General features: G+C 71.7%; 11 protein-coding genes. 7 read left to right on the forward strand and 4 right to left on the reverse strand.

Features of this window, described 5'->3' with window-relative positions; genetic code table 11:
- The first annotated feature begins 365 nt into the window (after positions 1-365).
- Positions 366-1,361: an alpha/beta fold hydrolase gene (locus tag ABT381_RS12970; protein WP_351592143.1), complete on the forward strand. Its 996-nt coding sequence runs from the start codon at positions 366-368 to the stop codon at positions 1,359-1,361.
- Between the two features lie 427 nt (positions 1,362-1,788).
- On the opposite strand, the gene ABT381_RS12975 is transcribed toward ABT381_RS12970, so the two are convergent.
- Entirely contained in the window at positions 1,789-1,962 is a 174-nt protein-coding gene (locus ABT381_RS12975; protein ID WP_351592146.1) for a hypothetical protein, read from the reverse strand.
- Between the two features lie 449 nt (positions 1,963-2,411).
- Here ABT381_RS12975 and ABT381_RS12980 point away from each other — a divergent pair, with 449 nt between their 5' ends.
- The 5 genes from ABT381_RS12980 (at position 2,412) to sbnA (ending at position 11,461) form a co-directional block, all read left to right on the forward strand.
- On the forward strand, positions 2,412-4,934 hold the full coding sequence (locus tag ABT381_RS12980) for a Pls/PosA family non-ribosomal peptide synthetase (RefSeq protein WP_467754520.1): 2,523 nt from the start codon (positions 2,412-2,414) through the stop codon (positions 4,932-4,934).
- Positions 4,935-5,075: 141 nt separating this feature from the next.
- Entirely contained in the window at positions 5,076-8,327 is a 3,252-nt protein-coding gene (locus tag ABT381_RS12985; protein WP_351592149.1) for a non-ribosomal peptide synthetase, read from the forward strand.
- 23 nt (positions 8,328-8,350) lie between these two features.
- Positions 8,351-9,355 carry a TauD/TfdA family dioxygenase gene (locus ABT381_RS12990; RefSeq protein ID WP_351592152.1) on the forward strand — a complete coding sequence of 335 codons (1,005 nt, stop codon included), beginning with the start codon at positions 8,351-8,353 and terminating at the stop codon, positions 9,353-9,355.
- The gene (gene sbnB / locus ABT381_RS12995) at positions 9,352-10,422 is read left to right on the forward strand and encodes a 2,3-diaminopropionate biosynthesis protein SbnB (RefSeq protein WP_351592155.1); all 1,071 of its coding nucleotides are present in this window, start codon (positions 9,352-9,354) and stop codon (positions 10,420-10,422) included. The genes ABT381_RS12990 and sbnB overlap by 4 nt, the downstream gene beginning before the upstream one ends.
- 52 nt (positions 10,423-10,474) lie before the next feature.
- Positions 10,475-11,461 carry a 2,3-diaminopropionate biosynthesis protein SbnA gene (gene sbnA / locus ABT381_RS13000; protein ID WP_351592158.1) on the forward strand — a complete coding sequence of 329 codons (987 nt, stop codon included), beginning with the start codon at positions 10,475-10,477 and terminating at the stop codon, positions 11,459-11,461.
- 128 nt (positions 11,462-11,589) lie between these two features.
- Here sbnA and ABT381_RS13005 read toward each other — a convergent pair whose 3' ends face one another.
- A complete protein-coding gene (locus ABT381_RS13005) occupies positions 11,590-12,594 on the reverse strand; it encodes an alpha/beta fold hydrolase (RefSeq protein WP_351592161.1) in 1,005 nt (334 codons plus the stop codon).
- 160 nt (positions 12,595-12,754) lie between these two features.
- Positions 12,755-14,068, reverse strand: a complete 1,314-nt coding sequence (locus ABT381_RS13010; protein ID WP_351592164.1) for a multidrug effflux MFS transporter — start codon at positions 14,066-14,068, stop codon at positions 12,755-12,757.
- A gap of 98 nt (positions 14,069-14,166) precedes the next feature.
- Here ABT381_RS13010 and ABT381_RS13015 point away from each other — a divergent pair, with 98 nt between their 5' ends.
- Entirely contained in the window at positions 14,167-14,685 is a 519-nt protein-coding gene (locus tag ABT381_RS13015; protein ID WP_351592167.1) for a MarR family winged helix-turn-helix transcriptional regulator, read from the forward strand.
- A gap of 81 nt (positions 14,686-14,766) precedes the next feature.
- Here the strand turns inward: ABT381_RS13015 and ABT381_RS13020 are convergent, their stop codons facing one another.
- The gene (locus ABT381_RS13020) at positions 14,767-15,111 is read right to left on the reverse strand and encodes an MmcQ/YjbR family DNA-binding protein (protein ID WP_351592170.1); all 345 of its coding nucleotides are present in this window, start codon (positions 15,109-15,111) and stop codon (positions 14,767-14,769) included.
- Between the last annotated feature and the right edge of the window lie 15 nt (positions 15,112-15,126).

Consider the following 15,126-nt stretch of genomic DNA (forward strand, 5'->3'; position numbering starts at 1 on the left):
GGCCGTTCCCGGGCCGGTCCGAGGCGATTCGGTCAGCGGGGCCGGGGCCGGAAAGCGGGGGCCCGGCCCGCCGCGCGGCACCTGCCTGTGCCCACGCGGCCCAACCGCCGCGGCAGTCACCGGACATCCCGGGAGGTGCATGGGCCCGCATCGCCGCGGAAGCGGCCGGAACCGGGCACCGGGGCCCGCCGGTCCCGTCACCCCGAGCGCGGGCGGAACCCGTGCGGGCGGTGCCGCCCGGCCACCTCTTTGCCGGACCGGCAAGAAAGCTCGCACCCGCCGCGCGGCCGTCCGATGATCACGGAGAGCGGGAACCGCTGATCACGGAAAGCGGGACCGCGCCCGCCACCGCCTCAGGAGGAGACATGCCGCAGCCCACTCCCGTACCGACACCGCAGCACCGCCTGGTCCGCACGCCCGGCGGCCGTATCCATCTCGTGGAGCAGGGCACCGGCCCCCTGGTCCTCTTCGTCCACGGCTTCCCGGAGTCCTGGTACTCCTGGCGCCACCAGCTCCCGGCGCTCGCCGCGGCCGGCTTCCGCGCGGTGGCCGTCGACGTCCGCGGATACGGCCGCTCCTCCGCGCCCGCCGCGGTCGACGCGTACCGGATGCTGGACCACGTCGAGGACACCGCCGCCGTCATCGAGGCCCTCGGCGCCGGGAGCGCGGTCGTCGTGGGCCACGACTGGGGCTCGCCCATCGCCGCCCACACCGCGCTGCTCCGGCCGGACCTCGTCACGGCCGTCGGGCTGCTGAGCGTGCCGTACGCGCCTCGGGGCGGGCCCCGGCCGACCGAGGCGTTCGCGGCGCTCGGCGGCGACGAGGAGTTCTACGTCGGCTACTTCCAGGAGCCCGGCCGGGCGGAGGCCGAGATCGAACCGGACGTCCGCGGCTGGCTGGCCGGGTTCTACGCCGGGCTCTCGGCCGACACGATGCCGCGGGGCGGCGAGGGCAGCCTCTTCTTCGTGCCCCAAGGCGGCCGGCTCCGCGACCGTTTCCCCGTCGGCGTCCTGCCGTCCTGGCTCACCGAGGCCGATCTCGATGTGTACGCGGGGGAGTTCGAGCGGACCGGCATGACCGGCGCGCTCAACCGCTATCGCAACGTCGACCGGGACTGGGCGGACCTCGCCTCCTGGGACGGCGCTCCGGTCACCCAGCCCTCGCTCTTCCTCGGCGGCACCCTCGACGCCTCCACCACGTGGATGCGCGAGGCCATCGAGGCGTACCCCACCACCCTTCCCGGCCTGGTCTCCTGCCATCTCCTGGAGGGCTGCGGCCACTGGATCCAGCAGGAGCGCGCCGACGAGGTGAACCGACTCCTCATCGACTGGCTCCGTTCCACCGAAGTCGGAGTCGGCTAAATCACACACCCGTGTGCGGCCGCGGACCGAGGGATTCAGCAACGGGACGCGCCCGCCGTCCCTCGCGGCACTCGCGACGGCGGGCGGTGGGGCGCACTCCGGTGTTGACAGCGGAGGGCGCGCGCGGGCGCGTGCTCATTCAGTGCGCGCCCGCCCCTCCGGGACGTGGCGTGTGAGGCCGCTCGGTTCCGTTGTTCTCTCCTGCTACCTGCACAAACACCTGTGGGTGAACCGCTTCACGCCGAGTTCGGCCACCGGATGGTTCCCGGGTCCGGGCGTGCTTAACCTGCTGTCACCACCTATGCGCGTCTCGAGGGGGAGCCGTGCTCATGACGTCGATGCAGGGTTACGACAGGCTGGTTGGTAGGGGGGAAGTGTCCGGGTCGGGGGGCCCGGGCGCTCACGGGGAACGGGGGGAATTCCAGGATCACTCGCCGTACGACAGGCCGGCTCCGGCCGTGCGCGCCGCGGGGGCGTGCACGGTGACCGTGCTGCCGCGCCGTGTCTCGTCGCGCCGGGTGACCGCTTTCGCGCCCTTCGGGCGGGCCGCGGAGAGCCGCCGCACGCGCCGGTTCGACCCGGCGCGCAGCAGACGACTCACGATGTGCGGATACCTTGACCGGGCCGCCCTGAAGGCCGGCTTCACCGGCCGGGCCGTCGACCCGGACACAGCGCAGGGCCTGGACACCGTGCCGGGCCGCGGTCACCGCACCGAGGATCCCCGCCCCACAGAGGATCCGGGCCACGCCGAGGACGACGGCGAGAGCGATCAGCACGACCGCACCGGAACCCGAGCAGCGCACGCCTTCGCGGCGGGCGCCGGTCGTCCGCCCCTTCTCTCCGTGCCTCGCGGCCATTTCCTCTCCTGTCCGGGGAGCCGGCCGCCGAGGGCGTCGATGATTCCGCCGTACTGGCGGCAGAGCTGTCCGGGCCCAGCGCCCCGCCCCGATTCCGGCTCGCCGCGTACGGATTCGCACCAGTCCCCCCACCGCACAGGCGAATGCATTGAATTCGCGCACCGCTGACGACATTGACTTACAAGGAGCTCACGTGGTGGGAAAACCTGTCGAGATTTCGACAGCGGATCTGGTTGAATCTTCAACAATTAATCATGGGAATACCGCGCCGGAGGCGACCGGCACCGAGCGCATCCTCGCCGAGGTGCTGGCCGGCCTGGTGAGCGCCGAGCGGGTGCCGGTCGACAGCCACTTCTTCGACGACCTCGGCGCGAACTCCCTGGTCATGGCGCAGTTCTGCGCGCGGGTCAGGAAGCGCGGCGACCTGCCGTCGGTCTCCATGAAGGACATCTACCGCCACCCGACCATCCGCAGCCTGGCCACGGCCCTGCCGGCCGTCCCGCCCACCGCCACCGAAGAGCGGGCGCCGGCGGTCCCCGAGGACCCGGCCCCGGCCGGCAGCACGCCGCGGTACGTACTGTGCGGCACGCTCCAGCTGCTGATCTTCCTCGGCTACTCCTACCTCGCCGGACTGGTCACCGTCCGCGGCTACACCTGGGTCTCCGCCGGCTCGGGACTGGCCGACATCTACTTGCGGTCGGCCCTTTTCGGCAGCGCCGGATTCCTCGGCCTGTGCCTTTTCCCGGTGGCGGCCAAATGGATTCTCGTCGGCCGCTGGAAGACCTGCGAATTCCCCGTCTGGAGCCTGGGCTATCTGCGTTTCTGGACCGTCAAAGTACTGCTGCACGCCAACCCGATGAGCCTCTTCGTGGGCAACCCGCTGTTCGTGCTGTACCTGCGGGCCCTCGGCGCGCGCATCGGGAAGAACGTCACGATCCTCTCGCACTCCGTGCCCGTCTGCACCGACCTGCTGACCATCGGCGCCGGCACGGTGATCCGCAAGGAGGCGTTCTTCCTCTGCTACCGCGCGCACGCCGGACGCATCCAGACCGGCCCCGTCACCCTCGGCCGCGACGTGTACATCGGCGAGCGGACCGTCCTGGACATCAAGACCTCGATGGGCGACGGTGCCCAGCTCGGCCATGCCTCCGCGCTGCAGAGCGGCGAGGCGGTGCCGGCCGGGCAGCACTGGCACGGCTCGCCCGCGCAGCGGACCGAGCTGGACTACGTACGGGTCGCGCCGGCGGACTGCGGCACGCTGCGCCGCTTCGGTTACGGCTTCCTCACCCTGGTCCAGGTCTGCTTGATCTACACGCCGCTGGCCGTCGGCGCCATGTACATGCTGCTGACGGAGGTCCCCGCGCTGGGCAAGTGGCTGGGGCCGGGCACGGAGGGCCTCACCTCGGCGGAGCTGTACCTCGACGCGCTGGTCATCTCCGTCGTGGTGTTCTTCGGCTTCACCTTCCTGGGCATGATCTGGCTCTTCACCGTCCCGCGCCTGCTGAGCCTGCTGGTCCGGCCGGACCGGACCTATCCGCTGTACGGCTTCCACTACTCGGTGCACCGGGCCGTCGCCCGGATGACCAACGTCAAGTTCTTCAAGTGGCTCTTCGGAGACAGCTCCTACATCGTCCCCTACCTGCGCTGCCTCGGATACGACCTGTCCCGCGTCGAGCAGACCGGGTCGAACTTCGGCGCCGGCATCGCGCACGAGACACCGTTCCTGGCGAAGGTCGGCAGCGGCACCATGGTCGCGGACGGGCTGTCGGTCATCAACGCCGACTTCTCCAGCACGTCCTTCCGCGTCTCCCGGGCGGAGATCGGCGCCCACAACTTCCTCGGCAACTTCATCGCCTACCCCTCCGGCGGCAGGACCGGAGAGAACTGCCTGCTGGCGACGAAGGTGATGGTCCCGCTCGACGGCGAGATCCGCGAAGGGGTGGGCCTGCTCGGCTCGCCGAGCTTCGAGATCCCGCGCACCGTCGAGCGCGACACCCGCTTCGACCACTTCCGTACCGGCGACGAGTTCCGCCGGCGCCTCGGGATGAAGAACCGGCACAACATCACCACGATGGGCATCTTCCTGCTGCTGCGCTGGGTGCACGTCTTCGTCCTCACCGTGTTCGCCGTCGCGGCCGTCGAACTGTACGGCGTGGCCGAGCAGTTGCTGATCGCGGCGTACATGGCGCTCAGCATCGCTTTCACCACCGTCTACTTCGGCCTGCTGGAGCGGGCCATCCTGCGCTTCCGCCCGCTGCTGCCGCAGCTGTGCTCCATCTACGAGCCGTACTTCTGGTGGCACGAGCGCCTGTGGAAGGTGCCCGACACCCACTTCAACGTGTTCAACGGCACCCCGTTCAAGAACCTGCTCTGGCGGCTGATGGGCGTGCGGCTGGGCCGGCGGGTCTTCGACGACGGCTGCTACATAACGGAACGCACCCTCACCAGCATCGGCGACGACGCCACGCTCAACACGGGGAGCAAGATCCAGTGCCACTCGCAGGAGGACGGCACCTTCAAATCCGACCACATCACGATCGGCGCCGGCTGCACGCTGGGCATCGGCGCACTGGTCCACTACGGCGTGACGATGGGCGACGGCGCGGTGCTGGCCGCCGACTCCTTCCTGATGAAGGGCGAGGAGATCCCGCAGCACGCACGATGGGCGGGAAACCCGGCCGCCGAGACGCACCGGGCGCCCCACCGGACCGCATGAGGCAGCGACCACCGCACCCGCCGGACGACGCGCACCGCGGTGCGCCGACGCGGGCTGGCGAGGAATCGACGACAACGACCGCACCGCTTCGGACAGCGGCGCGCCGCACCGCGACAACGGTGCGTGGAGGGGGAAGATCCCATGGCAATGCCGGCTGAGAGCGGTCGGGAATTCTGGCGGGGTGTACTCGTGGGAGGCGGCGTCACCGCGCTCCCGCGGTGGACCCGGCATCCGGTGCCGGGCGTCGCCGAGCAGGTGGCGAGCGTCCCGGCCGAGGTGGTCACGGCGGTACGCCGGCTGGCGGAGGAGCTGGCGGTGCCGTTCGACTCCCTCCTGCTGGCCGCGCACGCCAAGGTGCTCGCGGCGCTGGCGGGCGAGCGGGACGTGGTGACCGGGCATGTCGCCGTACGGGACGGCCGGCCGCTGCCCTGCCCGCTGACGACCGGTGCCGGCACCTGGCGGGCGCTGGTGCACGACGTGGACCGCGCCGTCTCCGAGCTGCTGACGCACCGTGAGTTCCCGGTCGACGCCCTCCGGCGCGAACTGGGCGTGACCGGGCCCGAGTACGAGACGGTGTGGGACCCGACCGGCGGTGCGGGCGAGCCGACCGGGGACACCGTGTTGTGGGTGGGCGTCACGGCACGCGGCGGCGAGGAACTGGTACTGCGGCTGCGGTACCGCACCGAGGCGCTGGACGCGGCGTGCGTGGACCGGATCGCCGGCTACCACCGCCGCGCGCTGGCGCTGCTGGCCGCCGGGCCCGACGCCGACCACACGCGGCAGAGCCTGCTGTCCGCCGGTGAACTCCGGTACCAGCTCGATGAGTTGGCCGGGCCGCGGCGCGAGCTGCCCGACGCCCGCTTCCACGAGCTGTTCGAGCGTCGGGTACGCGCCCACCCGGACGCCGTCGCCGCCGTACAGGGCACGCGGCAGTGGACGTACCGGGAGCTCAACGCCCGCGCCAACCGGCTGGGGCGTGCCCTGCTGGCCAGGGGCCTGCGCCGGGAAGGCGTCGTCGCCGTGGTGACCGAACGCAACCTGGACTGGATGGCCGCCGTGCTGGCGGTCTTCAAGGCCGGCGGCGTCTACCTGCCCGTCGAGCCGCACTTCCCGGCCGACCGCATCGCCACCACGCTCTCTCGCGCGCAGTGCGGCCTCGTGCTGACCGAACCCGGCAGCACCGCCACCCTGGACGAGGCGCTGACCGCCGTGCCCGGTGCCCGCAAGCTCCTCATCGGCACCGCGTACGAGGAAGGGCACACCGAGGACGACCTCGGGATTCTCATCGAGCCCGACCAGCTCGCGTACATCTACTTCACCTCCGGCTCCACCGGCGAGCCCAAGGGCGCGATGTGCGAGCACGCCGGGATGCTCAACCACCTCTACGCCAAGATCGAGGACCTGGGCATCGCCGAGGGGCAGGTGGTCGCCCAGACCGCGCCCCAGTGCTTCGACATCTCGCTGTGGCAGCTGGTCTCCGCCCTGCTGGTCGGCGGCCGGACGCTGCTGGTCGGACAGGACGAGGTGCTGGACGTCCAGCGGTTCGTCGACACGGTCGCCGCGGGCCGGGCCGGCGTGGTCCAGGTCGTCCCGTCCTACCTCGAAGTCGTCCTGTCCGCGCTGGAGGCCGCCCCGCGCGAACTGTCCGACCTGCACTGCGTGTCCGTCACCGGCGAGGCCCTGAAGATGGAGCTGGCCCAGCGGTTCTTCACGGTCCTGCCGGGCCTGAAGCTGGTCAATGCCTACGGCCTCACCGAGACCTCGGACGACACCAACCACGAGGTGATGGTCCGCGCGCCCGAGGGCGACCGGGTGCCGCTCGGCCCCGCCGTGCGCAATGTGCGCGTCCACGTCGTCGACGACCACCTCGCCCCGGTACCGCTCGGCGCCCCCGGCGAGATCGTCTTCTCCGGTGTCTGCGTCGGTCGCGGCTACGTCAACGACCCGGAGCGGACCCGGCAGGCGTTCCTGCCCGACCCGCACCACCCCGGCGCCCGGCTGTACCGCAGCGGCGACCGGGGCCGGTGGCAGGCGGCGGGCAAGCTGGAGTTCCTCGGCCGCCGGGACACCCAGGTCAAGATCCGCGGCTTCCGCATCGAGATCGGCGAGATCGAGAACGCGCTGCTGCGGATGGCCGGCGTACGGGACGGCGCCGTGGTGGTCGCCGAGCGCGCCGACCGCAGCAAGCACCTGATCGCCTTCTACTCCGGGCGCGAACTGGAGGTCACGGCGCTGCGCAAGGGGCTGGGGGAGTCGCTGCCCGGCTACATGGTGCCCGCCGCCTTCCACCATCTGGACAGCCTGCCGCTGACCGCCAACAGCAAGATCGACCGCAAGGCGCTGACCACGCTGGCCGGCCGGCTGGGGATGGCCGAGGAGGACTACCACGCGCCGCGCACCGCCACCGAACGGCGGCTGGCCGCCGCCTGGTCCACCGTGCTCGGCATCCCGCAGGAACGCATCGGCCGGCGCGACCACTTCTTCGACCGCGGCGGCACCTCCCTGTCGGCGGTGAAGCTCGCCGTCACCCTGAAGCGCGCCGTCTCCCTCAAGGACGTCACCCGCCACCCGGTCCTCGCCGACCTGGCCGACGTGGTCGACGGCCGCTCCGTACGCCGCGAAGGACTGCTGCACGCCCTCGCGGAGCCGAGCGGCGGCACCGCCGGGGCGCTGGTGTGCTTCCCGTACGCAGGCGGCAACGCGGTCAACTTCCAGCCGCTGGCCCGCGCCCTGCGCGGGACCGGGCGCGCGGTCTACGCCGTGGAGCTGCCCGGGCACGACCTCGCGGCGCACAGCGAGCCGTTCGCGCCCCTGGAGGAGGTGGCCGAGCAGGCCGTCACCGAGATCGTCCGGCGCGGCCTGGACAACGTACTGCTGTGGGGCCACTCCTCGGGCACCGCCTTCGCGGCCGAGACGGCCCGGCGCCTGGAACGGCGCGGTGTGACCGTCCAGCGCCTCTTCCTCGCCGCGCAGCTGCCCGGCGACGCCGCCGCCCGGCGCGCCGCCATGACCGTGCTCGCCGGCCGCGACAACGCGCGGATCGCCGCGCAGCTCTCGGCGGAGGGCGGCTACACCGAACTGGAGGAGCTGGACGCCCAGCGCGCCGAGCACGTCGGCGCGGCCTACCGCCACGACTGCCTCGCCGCCCACCGATACTTCGCCGGCCTGCTGCAGGACCCGCCGGCGGAGAAGCTGTCCGCACCGGTCACCGTGGTCGTCGCCGCCGACGACCCGGCCACGGCCGACGCCGGCCTCCGACACCACGACTGGCAGCTGCTCGCCGAGGACGTGGAACTGCACGAACTGGCCGACGGCGGCCACTACTTCCTGCGCACCCGCCCGGACCGGGCGGCACAGGCCGTACAGGCCGCCGCTTTGTTGGCTTCTTCTTGATAACAACGAAAGGAAGAACAGAAATGTCGTCATACCCGGCGTCCCTGCTCGACGTGGAACGCCAGCCAGGCAGGCCCCCGATGCTGCGGGCCGAGACCAGCGGTGACGCGCCGCGCTGGGTCGCCGAGCACCGGGACGCCCTGCGCGCCGCCGTTGCCGAACACGGCGCACTGCTCGTCCGCGGCCTGGGCTTACGGGACCCGGCCGGTACCGGGGCCGTCTTCCGGCGGCTGGCCACCGGCCTGCTGAGCGAGCAGGAGGCGTTCGCGCCCCGGCGGACCTATCCCGAGGAGGGGGTCTACTCCTCCACCAAATGGCCGCCGAACCAGCAGATGTGCATGCACCACGAGCTGAGTTACACCCTCACCTTCCCCGGCCTGATGATGTTCGCCTGCCTGACCGCGCCGGCCGAGGGCGGGGCCACCGCGGTGGCCGACGCGCCCACCGTGCTCGACGCGCTGCCCACCGAACTGGTGCGGCGCTTCGAGCGGGAGGGCTGGCTGCTCACCCGCAGTTACAACGACGAGATCGGCGCGTCCTGGGAGGAGGCGTTCGGCACCGAGGACCGCGGCGCGGTCGAACGGTACTGCCGCGCGAACGCGATCGCCTTCGCATGGCAGGACGGCGGCGGCCTGCGCACCAGCCAGCGCCGCAGCGCCGTGGTACGCCACCCGGTCACCGGCCGGCGCTGCTGGTTCAACCAGATCGCCTTCCTGAACGAATGGACCATGGCGCCCGAGGTGCGCGAGTACCTGGTCGACGAATACGGCGCCGACGGGCTGCCGTTCAACACGCGCTTCGGCGGCGGTGAGGCAATCGGAGAGGACATCGTGCAATTGCTCAACAAGGTCTACGAGGAGCACACGGCCCGCGAGCCCTGGCAGGCCGGCGATCTGCTCCTGGTGGACAACGTCCGTACCGCGCACAGCAGGGAGCCCTTCGAGGGACCGCGCGAAGTGCTGGTGGCGATGGCCGACGGGGTGCGGCTGGCCGACTGCGCGCCCACGATCGAGGTGACGTCCCGGTGACGACCATCCACCCCACCGCCGACGAAGCCACCGGCCGGGAGCCGACGAGGGTGCCGCCGTTCGCGGTGGTCTCCGGCTCCCAGGTCCAGCGCGCCCTGCACGGCCGCGAGCGGGAGCTCGTCGACCTGGTCGAGGACACCTACCGGCTGCACGGCGCCGGCGACACGGTCAACCCGCCCTCGTACTTCCTGCGGTTCCCCGACCGCCCGTCCTCCCGGATCATCGCGCTGCCCGCGTCGGTGGGCGGCCGGGAGCCGGTCGACGGCCTGAAATGGATATCCAGCTTTCCCGAGAACGTCGCGGCCGGCATTCCCCGGGCGTCGGCGGTCCTGATCCTCAACGACCACGACACCGGCTACCCGTTCGCGTGCCTGGAGAGCTCGATCATCTCCGCCACCCGCACGGCCGCCTCGGCGGCGTCGGCGGCCGACTGGCTCAGCCGCGGCCGGCCCAGGCCCGTGCGGGTCGGCTTCTTCGGTACGGGCCTCATCGCCCGCTACATCCACACGTTCCTGGCCGCCACCGGCTGGGCGTTCGAGGAGATCGGCGTGCACGACGTGTCCGCCGACAGCGCCGCGGGCTTCCGCACGTACCTCGAACAGTCCGGTACCAGCGCCCGGATCACCGTCCACGACAGCGCCGAGCAGCTGATCCGCCTGAGCGACCTGGTGATCTTCGCCACCGTCGCGGGCCGGCCGCACGTCAGCGACGTGTCGTGGTTCGCACACCATCCGCTGGTGCTGCACGTCTCGCTGCGCGACCTCGCGCCGCAGATCGTGCTCGCCTCTGCCAACATCGTGGACGACATCGAGCACTGCCTGAAAGCTGACACCTCACCCCACCTGGCCGAACAGCTCTCCGGCAGCAGGGACTTCCTGCACGGGACGCTGGCCGAGGTCATGGCGGGGAAGGCGCGGCCGCCGGCGGACCGCCCGGTGGTCTTCTCGCCGTTCGGGCTTGGGGTCCTGGACCTGGCGGTCGGCAAATACGTCTACGACGAAGTGGTCCGCTCGGGGGAGTTGCACGTCATCGACGGCTTCTTCCACGAGTTGCGCCGGTACGGATGAGCGGCCGGATCCTACGGCCGCACATGGGGGGTCATCAAATGAGGGGGTCATCGTGCCAGTCATATCCGTTCCCCTGGACTTCAATGAGGAAGAGCTCTACGTCGACCTGCGCTCGATCTTCGGGCAGCCACTTTTCCTGAAGTGCGAGGGCTTCAACTTCGCCGGGTCGATCAAGCTGAAGGCGGCGGCGGAGATGGTCGAGGCCGCGGAGCGCGAGGGTGCACTGATGCCGGGGTCGGTCCTGGTGGAGTCCTCGTCCGGGAATCTGGGCGTGGCACTCAGCATGATCGCGGCGAGCAAGGGTTACGGGTTCCTGTGCGTGACCGACCCGCGCTGCAATCTGTCGTCCCGGCGGATGATGGAGGCCCTGGGCAGCCAGGTGCACCTCATCGCCGAACCGGACGCCAACGGCGGCTGGCTGGGCGCGCGAATCGATTACGTGCGCGCCCTGTGCGCCTCCGACGACCGGTACGTCTGGCTGAACCAGTACACCAACCCGGGCAACTGGAAGGCGCACTACCGGACCACCGCACCGGCCATCGCCCGCCAGTTCCCCGACCTGGACGTGCTGTTCGTCGGCGCCGGCACCACCGGCACGCTGATGGGCTGCGCGCGCTACTTCTGGGAGTGGCACCGCAGGGTCCGGGTCATCGCCGTCGACAGCGTCGGATCGGTCACCTTCGGCGGCCCGCCCGGCCGCCGGATGATCCCGGGCCTGGGCACCAGCGTCCGCCCGGCGCTGCTGGACGAGTCCTACGTGGACGAGGTGATCCGGGTGGAGGAGGCGGACACCGTCCGCGCCTGCCACCGCCTGGCCCGCAGCGGATTCCTGTTCGGCGGTTCCACCGGCACGGTGGTCAGCGGCGCGACCGACTGGCTGGCGCGTCATGAGGACCGCGACCTGACAGCGGTGGCCATCGCCCCTGACCTCGGCGAGCGCTACCTCGACACCATCTACCAGTCCAACTGGCTGCAGGACCTCTACGGAGAGGAGATCCTCGACTCCGACGAGCTGACGGCCGGCTCCCGCTCGGCCTGACGCGCACGCCTTCAGGCGCTGCCGCCGCGCCCACCGGTCCCGCTGTGAACAGGGGCCGGTGGGCGCGGCGTTCGCTTGCCTCCGGGGGCGCCCTGCCCGACCGGGCGGCCGTCGCCTTCGGCGCCGTCTCAGTCCAGTACGGGCAGCTGCGCGAGGAAGTCGAGCAGCGCCGCGTTCACCTCGTCGGGGCGCTCCTGCTGGGTCCAGTGGCCGCAGCCGGGCAGCGTGACATTGGCGTGCAATCGCGGCAGCAGCTGGTCCAGGACGGGCAGCAGCCGGTCCATGCCGGGGAAGCCGCGGACCAGATCGCGGTCCCCGGCGACGTACAGCGCGGGTATGTCGATGCCCCGGTCGTGGAAGGGCGCGAGCAGCTCCCAGTTGCGGTCGATGTTGCGGTACCAGTTGAGGCCCCCGGTGAACGCCCGGTCGCCGTGCTCGGCGTAGTCGCGCGCGAAGGCGTCGATGTCGTCGTCGGTGAGCCAGCCGGGCAGCTCCTTCGGCTCCGGCATCGTGTCCAGCACCGAAGCGCCCTCGGGGATCACCCACGGCACCGGCGGGTCCGTGAACGGGCTGTCCCCGGAACCGCCGTACAGCAGCCGACGGAACGTCGACCGCACGTCCCGGGCCAGCTCGGCGTCCGCGACGCCGGGCTCCTGGAAGTACTGCTGATAGAACCCCTCGCCGAGCTGGGCGCGCAGAGCCGGCAGCGGCGCGGCCGTGCCGCGTGGCACCGGCGGCACGCTCAGCCCGGCGACGCCGCGCACCACATCCGGGCGGAGCATGGCGGTCGTCCAGGCGACCGGCGCGCCCCAGTCGTGCCCGACCACGACCGCCTGCTCCTCACCGAGGGCCCGTATCAGCCCGATCACGTCTCCGGTGAGGTGCAGCATGCTGTACGCGGAGATGTCCGCAGGCTGCTCGCTGCGGGCGTAGCCGCGCTGGTCGGGGGCGACGACCCGGTACCCGGCCGCGGCCAGCGGCCCGAACTGGTGCCGCCAGGAGTACCAGGACTCCGGGAAGCCGTGCAGCAGCAGGACCAGTGGTCCCTGCCCCTGCTCGGCGATGTGCAGCCGGACGCCGTTGACTTCGACGAACCGGTGCTCGACGGAAGGGGACTCGACGGAAGGGGGCACCTGTCCTCCTGCGCTCGTGCGTATGTGACCTGCGATCACTCCTGATGAACGGTTCGGGAGACGGTCTTGTTCCGCGTTCCGCCTTTTCGGAGGGGGAAGTTGAGGCGCCGTCATGGGGCCTCGCGCCCTACGGGGAGCGACCGGCCTTACGGTGCGACCGTCAGCCCGCGTCGCGCTCCCGCCCGGCGAGCTCGCCGGCGCCGCGCCAGGGGCGGGCCAGGACGAGCAGACAGCCGCCGGCCGCCACGAGTGAGCCGAGCATGATCAGCGCCATCGGCGCGGAGCTGTCCTCCCCGAACAGACCGACCAGCGGTGACGCGATCGCGCCGAACAGGAACTGGAGGCCGCCCAGCAGCGCGGAGGCCGCACCGGGCGCCGACCGGCCCAGCGTCTGCCCGAGGCTCATGGTGGCGGGGAAGACCAGCCCGATGCCGCACGTGGTCACGAACAGGGACAGCCACGTCCCGGCGAACGTCTCGCCCGCGACCGCGAGCACGACGACCTGCGCCAGCGCGCCGACCAGGGCCAGCGCCACCCCGGCGACCAGCAGGACGTTCAGCCGCACCCGGCGGGCCAGCCGCCCGAAGACCGCTCCGGCGGCCAGCATGCCGATGGCATTGACGGCGAAGATCAGCGAGTACGTCGTGGGGGAGACGCCGTGCAGGTTCTCGAAGACGAAGCTGGAGCCGGCGATGTACGAGAACAGCGCCGCCGCCGTGCAGCCGAGCACGAGCACGTACCCCATGAAGGCCCGCGAGCCCAGCAGCCGGCCCATCGCCCGGAACGTGCCGCGCACCCCGCCGGCGTGCCGCCGCTCCGGAGGCAGCGACTCCGGCACCTTGGCCACCACCGCCAACAGGAGCAGCACGCCGATGACGGTGAGCACGACGAAGACGGCCCGCCACGTGGACACCGACAGGACCGCGCCGCCGAGCACGGGCGCGGCCACCGGCGCGACGCCGAGGATCTGGGAGAGCACGGCGAAGTAGCGCGGGATGTCGGCCCCGTGGAAGCGGTCGGTGAGCACCGCGCGGGCCAGCACCATGCCGGCTGCGCCGGTCGCCCCCTGAAGGAAGCGGGCGGCGGTCAGTACCTCCACACCCGGCGCGACCGTGCACACCAAGGAGAACAGGGCGAAGCCCGCCGCCCCCGCGAGGAGCAGCCGCCGGCGCCCGAGGCTGTCGCTCAGCGGCCCGATGACGAGCTGGCCGACGACGAGCCCGGCCAGGAAGGCGGTCATGGTGAGCTGAATCGCGGAGCTGCCGGCGTGCAACGAGGCACCCATGGCGGGGAAGCCCGGCACGTACATGTCGGTGGCGAGCGGGGCGACGGCGGTGAGCGCACCGAGCACGGCGATCAGCGCGCCGGCACGCTTCGGGGGCGCGGCCGGGGCGGTGCCGGGTGTGTCGGGCGTGGCGGGGGCGCCGGGCGGGGCGTGCGCGGGGTCCGCGGCGGCGGGAGAGCGAGATATCATGGCAAAAAGATAACCGATGGTTCACCAGTTAACGAAACGGTCGACGACCGGCCGACCTGATCTGATCGACGAGCCGCATTCACCATTCACCATTGACCATGCACCGAGACCGAAAGGCGCTGCCGATGCTGCCTCCCCCCTCCCGCGTCCGTGAGCAGTGGGCCGCGCACCATCCCGGTCTGGACACCTCGCCTATGGAGGTGGTGGCGTTGCTCAAGCAGATCACCGCCCTGGTCGACCGCGCGGTCGAACCGCTCTACGAGGGGGCGCCGCTCACCGCGCCCGAGGTCGACCTGCTCATCCCGCTCCGGCACGCGGACGAGCCGGTGATCGCCCGCCGCCTCGCCGAGCGCATGAGCATCTCCCGGGCCGGCGCCAGCAAGGCGCTGGCCAAGCTGGAGAAGCGCGGCTTCATCGCCCGCACGCCGAACCCGGCCGACCGCCGGGCCGCCCTCGTCACCGTCACCCAGGCCGGCAAGGACGCCGTCGACGCCCTCTTTCCCCGCCAGCTCGCCATCGAGGCCGAGCTGCTGGAGGGACTGGGCGAGGACCGGGAGCACGTACTGAACGCCCTCGCCCGCCTCGCCGAAGTACTGCAGCAGGCCTCGGCGTCCTGAGCGGCGCGGGCCGTCCTGAGCGGACCGACCGGACCGTCCTGAGCGGACCGGGAGACGGCCACGTCCGGGCCGTGCGCGCGCTCAGCCCGCCCCGGAGAAGGTCTCCAGGAGGCGGCCCGGCGCGGCCTGCCGCCAGGAGTCCACGACGATGTCCCGCAGCTCGTCCAGGTCCTCCAGCGCGGCCAGCCGCACCCGCACCCAGGCGGAGCTCGCCTCATGCGGCGGCACCCAGAACTTCTCCGGCTCCGCCGCTATCAGCTCCCCCCGCTCCAGAATGGGGCACCGCACGGCGAAGGAGGTCTCGTCGTCGGGGAGCGTGAGGTACATCTTCCCGGCGACCCGGAAGGTGGGCATGCTCCAGGCTTCCTTCTCCACCGTCTCCGGCAGGGAGAGGGCGATCCGGCGTACGTCATCGGAGTCGGGCATGGGATCACCGTAAAC

Source organism: Streptomyces sp. NPDC000151, from assembly GCF_040301705.1.
In the GTDB taxonomy this organism is placed as follows: domain Bacteria; phylum Actinomycetota; class Actinomycetes; order Streptomycetales; family Streptomycetaceae; genus Streptomyces.

What these genes read in the sequence shown, in the direction of transcription:
- ABT381_RS12990 (WP_351592152.1), top strand. Translation starts at nt 8,351, where the DNA reads ATGTCGTCATACCCGGCGTCCCTGCTCGACGTGGAACGCCAGCCAGGC.
- ABT381_RS13020 (WP_351592170.1), bottom strand. Translation starts at nt 15,111, where the DNA reads ATGCCCGACTCCGATGACGTACGCCGGATCGCCCTCTCCCTGCCGGAG.
- ABT381_RS13015 (WP_351592167.1), top strand. Translation starts at nt 14,167, where the DNA reads ATGCACCGAGACCGAAAGGCGCTGCCGATGCTGCCTCCCCCCTCCCGC.
- ABT381_RS12985 (WP_351592149.1), top strand. Translation starts at nt 5,076, where the DNA reads ATGGCAATGCCGGCTGAGAGCGGTCGGGAATTCTGGCGGGGTGTACTC.
- ABT381_RS12970 (WP_351592143.1), top strand. Translation starts at nt 366, where the DNA reads ATGCCGCAGCCCACTCCCGTACCGACACCGCAGCACCGCCTGGTCCGC.
- ABT381_RS13010 (WP_351592164.1), bottom strand. Translation starts at nt 14,068, where the DNA reads ATGATATCTCGCTCTCCCGCCGCCGCGGACCCCGCGCACGCCCCGCCC.